The organism is Nostoc sp. (assembly GCF_036919495.1).
GTDB lineage: Bacteria > Cyanobacteriota > Cyanobacteriia > Cyanobacteriales > Nostocaceae > Nostoc.
The window spans coordinates 1-7,349 of record NZ_JBALBZ010000172.1 but is presented as its reverse complement, the minus strand read 5'-3'; the positions used below and the strand labels follow the sequence as shown (position 1 = coordinate 7,349).

6 protein-coding genes are annotated in these 7,349 nt (G+C 43.0%); 4 read left to right on the top strand and 2 right to left on the bottom strand.

Annotated elements, in window-relative coordinates; translation table 11 throughout:
* Positions 1 to 476: 476 nt before the first annotated feature.
* The 4 genes from V7K25_RS25095 to V7K25_RS25080 all read left to right on the top strand — a co-directional run bounded on the left by V7K25_RS25095 (position 477) and on the right by V7K25_RS25080 (position 6,153).
* Complete coding sequence (locus tag V7K25_RS25095) at positions 477 to 1,337, top strand: Tab2/Atab2 family RNA-binding protein (protein WP_335161650.1); 861 nt, start codon at positions 477 to 479, stop codon at positions 1,335 to 1,337.
* A gap of 406 nt (positions 1,338 to 1,743) precedes the next feature.
* A complete protein-coding gene (locus V7K25_RS25090; RefSeq protein ID WP_335161648.1) occupies positions 1,744 to 3,057 on the top strand; it encodes a TldD/PmbA family protein in 1,314 nt (437 codons plus the stop codon).
* A 35-nt stretch (positions 3,058 to 3,092) separates the two neighbouring features.
* Positions 3,093 to 3,581 (top strand): hypothetical protein, encoded by a 489-nt coding sequence (locus tag V7K25_RS25085; RefSeq protein WP_335161646.1) that lies wholly within the window; start codon positions 3,093 to 3,095, stop codon positions 3,579 to 3,581.
* On the top strand, positions 3,532 to 6,153 hold the full coding sequence (locus V7K25_RS25080; RefSeq protein WP_335161644.1) for a chloride channel protein: 2,622 nt from the start codon (positions 3,532 to 3,534) through the stop codon (positions 6,151 to 6,153). The genes V7K25_RS25085 and V7K25_RS25080 overlap by 50 nt, the downstream gene beginning before the upstream one ends.
* A 4-nt stretch (positions 6,154 to 6,157) precedes the next feature.
* Here V7K25_RS25080 and V7K25_RS25075 read toward each other — a convergent pair whose 3' ends face one another.
* Together V7K25_RS25075 and V7K25_RS25070 are read right to left on the bottom strand one after the other, a co-directional pair.
* Positions 6,158 to 6,352, bottom strand: a complete 195-nt coding sequence (locus V7K25_RS25075; RefSeq protein WP_335161642.1) for a hypothetical protein — start codon at positions 6,350 to 6,352, stop codon at positions 6,158 to 6,160.
* 367 nt (positions 6,353 to 6,719) lie between these two features.
* The gene (locus tag V7K25_RS25070) at positions 6,720 to 7,019 is read right to left on the bottom strand and encodes a WGxxGxxG family protein (RefSeq protein WP_335161640.1); all 300 of its coding nucleotides are present in this window, start codon (positions 7,017 to 7,019) and stop codon (positions 6,720 to 6,722) included.
* Between the last annotated feature and the right edge of the window lie 330 nt (positions 7,020 to 7,349).

The window sequence follows — 7,349 nt, the reverse complement described above, 5'->3', positions numbered from 1 at the left end:
AAACGAGCGCCCATATATTAAGTCACCTCGGTAGATGCATTCTCCGTATTTACTTATCTTTACATAGGTTGGTTTTTTCATGCCTACCTACTTACAAGAATTTTGGTATTATGCAAAATCATTTTCATACATGAAATCAGCAATGCCATAATTCGTAATTGAATTCTATAACTACGAATTACGTTAGCATCATTATCAATGACAAATTATTTTGACATATTTTGTATTTATATTATGGAGACAATAAACTCTTTTAGGAGCGATCGCCAAACCTATTACTCCAAAAACTTCCTATGTTCTGCTCAAACTATGAGGGATAAGGGGAAGAGTTAGAACTTGAAGCATTAAGTTCAGAAACTCATTAATCTACCTTGTCCCCTTGTCCCAACTCCCAACTCCCTTATTCCCCTGCTGCCCTAAGACTCGTATGATCAACATATCAGGAAAACATAACAGCCAGATTTTTACCGCAAAACATGGGCAGTATTTGGGAAATCGATTTTTACTCCCGTCCGATTTTGGACGATAATCAGAAAAAAGTTTGGGAAGTCTTAGTCTGCGAAAGCGCCTTGGATATCAGTACAAAAGTAGATTCTTTGTTTCGCTATGCTCAATATTGTCCCAGTACCCAGGTAAATTCGGGCTGGTTGCGGACAGCATTGCAGGAAGCTATTAACCAAGCGGGAAAAGCACCAATTAAAATCCGCTTTTTCCGCCGCCAAATGAACAACATGATTACTAAAGCCTGCCAAGACTTGGGCATTCCCGCCCAGCCTAGCCGCCGTACTTTGGTTCTCAATCATTGGTTAGAACAGCGCATGGAGGAAGTGTATCCTCAAGAGGCAGGGTATCAAGGGGGGGCTAATCCCTCAGTCCGCTTGGAAAAACCTTTGCCGCAACGTTTACCAGATGCTTTGGAAGGACAGCAGTGGGTATTTGTTACCTTAGATGCTGCGGATTTGGCAGAAATGCCAGAGTGGGAAATTGGCTTTGGTGAAGCTTTCCCCCTAGAGTTGGCAAAAGTTTCACCTGAAACCCGTATTCCTGGGATTTTAATTTTCTCACCTAGAGCATTGCCCTTGGCAGGCTGGATGTCTGGTTTGGATTTAGCTTTCTTAAGATTTGATACCAGCGAAGAAGCGAGATTGCTTTTAGAAACTGGTGTAACCGAAAGCTGGATTGTGGCAAATATCAAAAAACCTCAACTTTTAGCAGAAGCCAAAGGTTTTGAAGAAGCCAAGCAAAAAGCTAACGGAATGCATTTTATCGGTGTACAGTCTGATCCTAAAGCAGAAGCTTTTGCTGGTTTTTGGCTGTTGCAAGAGGTGAATCTTTGAAAATGGGGAGTGGGGAGTGAGGACTGGGGAGTGGGGACTGGGGACTGGAGAGGAGTCACAAATGACCAATGACCAATGACTAAGGTGATTTACAAGAAAGAATTTACCGATTAGAAGAGCGAACAGCCGTTCTACCCTACGATGGAATGATATTGGGTGGTAATTTTTATTCTGGAAATCACCTAATGACTAGATCCGTTGAGACATGGCAATGATTTGGGATAATTAACTGCGTCCATCAGTGTTGATCTGTGGTTCCAAATCGTAACTGTAAGAAACGCTGATGATTTTTGGATGGTTATCTGCGTTCATCACGTAGAAAGTTTAATCGTCGGTTTTTGACGATCGCACTTTTCAAGAGAGGGCGTTGATATGCGGTTCAAAATCCACAATTGCACTAAGAGTCATGGGTTCTGAAAATTTGTCACAAGATACACTAGCAGAACAGCTGCTGGAACTAGCTATAAAATCTGGAGCAGAAGCAGCTGAGGTGTATCAGTCGCGATCGCTTTCTCGTCCAGTGTTTTTTGAGGCAAACCGACTCAAACAGCTAGAAACTAACCAATCTGAAGGCACAGCACTACGACTTTGGCGAAACGGGCGTCCGGGACTGACGGTGGCTTACGGTTCTGTTCTAGCCGAAGTAATGGTGGAAAAAGCTCTGGCTCTAAGTCAACTGAATCTACCTGAAACAGTAGAATTAGGCTCTAACTCTCAGCCCTCCTACCCAAATTTAGGGGAAAGTGTGCCGATAGAGGTTTTGGTGGACTGGGGTAAAGAAGCGATCGCACTCATCCGCGATGCCTATCCCGATGTTGTTTGCAATGGTGACTGGGAATGTGATGCTGAAACTACCAGAATAGTCAACACTAAAGGTTTAGATTGTTACTACACTGATACTACCCTTAATTGCTATATATCAGCCGAATGGGTGCGCGGTGATGATTTTTTAAGTGTTGCCGATGGCCAAACTAAGCGGGGCGAACTCCACCCGGAAATATTAGCTAACCAAATTTTACAACGGTTAATTTGGGCCGGAGAAAATGTCTCATCTCCTAATGGTCGCATCCCGATTTTGTTCACTTCTAAAGCTGCTGATATGCTTTGGGGAACTGTGCAAGAAGCTTTGAATGGCAAGCGAGTTTTAGAAGTAGCTTCCCCTTGGGGAGAACGTTTGGGTAAAGCAGTAGTTGCCCCCAGTCTCACCCTCTACCAAGATCCAGAAGCCGGCCCTTATAGTTGCCCTTTTGATGATGAAGGCACTCCTACTCAATTTTTAGTATTTATCCAAAACGGAATTTTACAGCATTTTTATGGCGATCGCACCACCGGACGCCAACTGGATACTGACACCACTGGAAATGGTTTTCGCCCTGGTTTAGGTAGCTATCCCACCCCTGGTTTATTTAATTTTCTGATCCAGCCAGGTTCAGCATCACTACCAGATTTAATTCAAGAACTGGATAATGGCATAATTGTGGATCAAATGCTGGGCGGTGACAGCAGCATATCTGGAGATTTTTCAATCAACATTGATTTAGGCTACCGCGTCAAAAATGGTCAGGTAATTGGGCGCGTTAAGGATACGATGGTGGCAGGTAATGTCTACACTGCCCTTAAGCAATTGGTTAAACTAGGTAATGATGCTGATTGGAATGGTTCTTGTTATACTCCATCTCTAATAGTAGAAGGACTATCCACGACGGGGAGAAGTAATTAAATTGGGGATTGGGGATTGGGGATTGAGGTAGAAGAATGGAGTTCAAAGCCTCATTAATGGAGTTCAAAGCCTCATTAATGGAGTTCAAAGCCTCATTAACGGAGTTCAAAGACTCATTAATGGAGTTCAAAGACTCATTAACGGAGTTCAAAGCCTCATTAACGGAGTTCAAAGCCTCATTAACGGAGTTCAAAGCCTCATTAATGGAGTTCAAAGCCTCATTAACGGAGTTCAAAGACTCATTAATGGAGTTCAAAGCCTCATTAACGGAGTTCAAAGCCTCATTAACGGAGTTCAAAGACTCATTAATGGAGTTCAAAGCCTCATTAACGGAGTTCAAAGACTCATTAATGGAGTTCAAAGACTCATTAACGGAGTTCAAAGACTCATTAACGGAATTCAAAGCCTCATATCCTATTCCCTCAATCCCCAATCCTCAATCCCCAATCCCCAATCCCCTAATCCCCAAAAATCATGTCTCTTCCTGTTCTGAATCAGCGCTTTCGCACCTGGTGGCAGCCTAGAAGAGGTTTAGCGATCGCCGAAGCTTGTGTTATCGGTCTGGTTGCTGCCCTATCTGCGGTATTTCTGAAAGTAGGATCGGGATGGCTGGGGACATGGCGAGTCCATACTACCCACCTTTTACCGGCTTGGCTGGCATTACCAGCAATTGGTCTTGTCCTGGGATTTGTAGCTGGATGGTTGGTGGATAGATTAGCACCAGAGGCTTATGGTAGCGGTATTCCGCAGGTAAAAGCCAGTCTTGCCAATGTACCTATAAGATTATCTTGGCGCGTGGCAGGTGTGAAGTTAATCAGTGCCATCATCGTCATAGGTTCGGGTATGACTCTGGGACGACAAGGCCCTACCGTTCATGTAGGGGCAGGTTTGGCAGCAGGGATGAGTCGTTGGGTTCCTACTTCCCCAGATCATCGGCGGCAAATGGTTGCAGCAGGTGCGGGTGCGGGTTTGGCAGCTGCTTTTAATGCCCCGATCGCAGGTGTATTATTTATCGTTGAAGAGTTACTCCAGGATTTATCAGGATTGACTCTGGGTACTGCGATTATCGCCTCCTTTATTGGTGGGGTGATATCCCGACTTTTAGGTGGTGGCTCTCTTGCACTTAACCTGCAATTGACTCAATCTTCTAGCCAATTCTCTATTCCAGAAATTCCCTTTTTCCTGCTATTGGGTATTTTGGCAGGCTTATTGGGTGCATTATTTGATCGTGGCTTAATATTTAGTATTAAATTTTATAGAAAATTACATCTCAGCTTACCACTGCGAGTAGCTTTGGCTGGATTGATCTCTGGTGTTGTCGTGGCAATGCTCCCCGAATCCTTTCGTAATAATACGGGTTTTCGGGAGTCTTTAATTACTGGAGGTTCTCATCCAACCGTAGCAGCGATCGCCTTTGCAGCACAGTTCATTCTCACACTCATAGCATTTGGTTCAGGAGCGCCAGGGGGATTATTCGCTCCCAGTCTGATTTTGGGTTCTTGTTTAGGTCACATTATTGGTGTATTGGAGTTATACATCACCGGAGCCGGTTCTCCTGCTACTTATGCGCTAGCCGGTATGGGTGGATTTTTTAGCGCCGTTTCTAAAGTGCCAATCACAGCAATTGTGATTGTGTTTGAGATGACTACAGATTTCAATCTGGTGCTACCTTTGATGATTGTTTCTGTAGCAGCTTACTTAGTTGCGGATAAGGTAGTGCCTGGTTCGCTTTATGAGAAACTTTTGGAATTAAAAGGCATCACTCTGACTAAAGAAGTTCCGATGGAAGGAGCATTAACCAAGTTAACTGCAAAAGATGTGATGCAAGAACGGGTAGAAACTCTAGATGCACAGATGAGCTTGGAAGAAGCAAAGCAGTTCTTTGCTCGTTCTCATCATCGCGGTTTCCCTGTAGTAGAGGATAACAAGCTAGTAGGGATTGTGACACAATCAGATTTGCTGAAAACACGCGAGAGTGCAAAGCACACGCTCCGCGATCGCAATTTAGCTGATATTTTGTTAAAAGAAATTATGACGCCTGTCCCGATGACAGTAACACCAATCCACACCCTAAGCAATGTGCTGTATTTACTCGATCGCTATCAAATCAGTCGCTTACCTGTGGTGGATGGCCGAAAACTGATCGGAATTATTACTCGTGCAGATATTATTCGGGCGGAAGCAGATCATCTCAATTGTGATAACCGGACTCTTAAACTGCGACCAGAACCTTCTTATATAGTTTATCAAACGCGATCGCCCAGCACTGGTAATGGTAGATTATTAGTGCCAGTAGCGAATCCTGAAACAGCAGGTATTTTATTACAAATGGCAGCAGCTATTGCCCGCGATCGCCATTATGAAATAGATTGCGTGCAAGTTATGCTGATACCCCGCCACAGTTCCCCATCAGAAACACAGGTAAGGACGACAAAAAGTCGCCGTTTGCTACGACAGGCGGAAGTCTTAGCAAAAAAATGGAAAATTCCCTTGCACACGCAGATCCGAGTTACCCACGATGTAGCGCAGGCAATTTTAGAGACAATCAATGAAGAACACATCGACCTAATTTTAATGGGATGGGAGGGTAGCACATCTACCCCTGGTCTGATTTTTGGCAACGTTGTAGAGACCATAATTCGCCAAGCCACCTGCGAAGTAGTCTTAGTAAAATTAGGCACTACTGGGTACTCCTTCAATCGCTGGCTAGTCCCGATGGCTGGTGGCCCCAATTCCCCACTAGCGATTAAATTGCTACCGGCTTTAATTACATTGGGCAATGATCCAAAAATTCGCCTGACACAAGTATTTAAGCCATCTGAACTCAAGCCAGATATGTCAGTTTCAGAACAAGCCATCCGCCATTTGATGCGGCGGCGAAAGTTGTCCAGTAGTGTTGTTGCTCTGCCAGTCCAGGCTAATTCAGTCGCAGAAGGTGTGATTAACTTAGTTAAAACCGAAGGTTATGATGTTGTAGTTTTGGGAGCATCGCAAGAGGGATTGTTGCAGCAGGCGATTCAAGGTAATATTCCAGAAGCGATCGCCTCTGGTGTAGAAAGTACAGTGATTTTGGTTAGGGGTGCAATTAATAAGTAATTGTTCATTTTTTATACAATATACCAATGATAAGAGAAACAATTATTGGTATTAAGATTGGAATAGCAACTATAAGTCCCCACTTACCAAACTTAATTTCCTCACCCTCAGATTTTAAAAATGCAATCCAACCTACAACTCCCATCAAAATCCAAATACACCCAAAGCCAAGGAATATAATAAATACTGAATCTTCCATTTTTTCTCAATTAAATAATATAAAAAGCTAAAAAAATTTTAATTCATTTATTTGTTGGCTAAATAGCTGAGATGTTAGCTGTGAACTCATAGTCCGCCTCAGAATGAATTCTGAGTCTAATAGCGAAAGTCGTCTAAAGACGACTGAAAAAAGGTTATGGTCAATTTTAACGGACTTCAGGTATAAAAGAGGAATTTTATGAGCGGTTTATATCTAGAACGAAATAGCTCTAAAAGAATATTAATTGTTAACACGCCCTCACTCCCCAAGGCTTGCAGTTATGTATACACACGAACAAAGCCTGCATTGGCAGGCTTTACCCGTAATTATCTTTAGGATTTACGCGAAATTAGAACGCAACTCATTATTAAAAGTTAGAACGGGAGCTAGAGGAGCCTACTGCATTAGGGTCACGATAAGCTACATTATCATCCGCTTTGCGGCTCTTACGACCAAATAAACCAAATAAACCGAGCAAGCCCAATAAACCCCAATCGCCATCCCGATAATTTCTGTCGGTAGCAGAGGTGTCTGTAGTAGTATTTGTAACAGTTCCATCAGTAGTGCTTGTTGTCTGAGCAGAAGCAGGCAGAACTGTAGGCAAGGTAGCCAAACTTAGAGCAATAGCAGTACTTCCGATAATTTTAGAGACATTAAAGCGTTTCACTATCACATTCCTCAATTGAATTGCTGCAAGTAATAGTTAAAGCATATTAAGTTCTGACACGGACAGCATCAATCTTTAGCTGCAAATATAAATCCGCTTAAAGATGCATTAATGAGCGAGTAAATAAGCATTTTGGCATAGGTTATATTACCAAGCATGGCAAATTATGCAATCAATATTGAAGTCAGCGATCGCATTAAAACAATCTCAATTCCAGAAGATAGAATTTTTCTTTTTGACATCCTCCCTGCCGTTTACGGCAGGGATTCCTAATACTCACGAATTAGGTTTCTGTTTCTTTCCATTACTGGATTTTTGCAACTGCCCTTT

Excerpts from the sequence above, each read along its gene's own strand:
- V7K25_RS25090 (WP_335161648.1), top strand. The coding sequence starts at position 1,744 with ATGGGTTCTGAAAATTTGTCACAAGATACACTAGCAGAACAGCTGCTG.
- V7K25_RS25075 (WP_335161642.1), bottom strand. The coding sequence starts at position 6,352 with ATGGAAGATTCAGTATTTATTATATTCCTTGGCTTTGGGTGTATTTGG.
- V7K25_RS25085 (WP_335161646.1), top strand. The coding sequence starts at position 3,093 with ATGGAGTTCAAAGCCTCATTAATGGAGTTCAAAGCCTCATTAATGGAG.
- V7K25_RS25095 (WP_335161650.1), top strand. The coding sequence starts at position 477 with ATGGGCAGTATTTGGGAAATCGATTTTTACTCCCGTCCGATTTTGGAC.
- V7K25_RS25080 (WP_335161644.1), top strand. The coding sequence starts at position 3,532 with ATGTCTCTTCCTGTTCTGAATCAGCGCTTTCGCACCTGGTGGCAGCCT.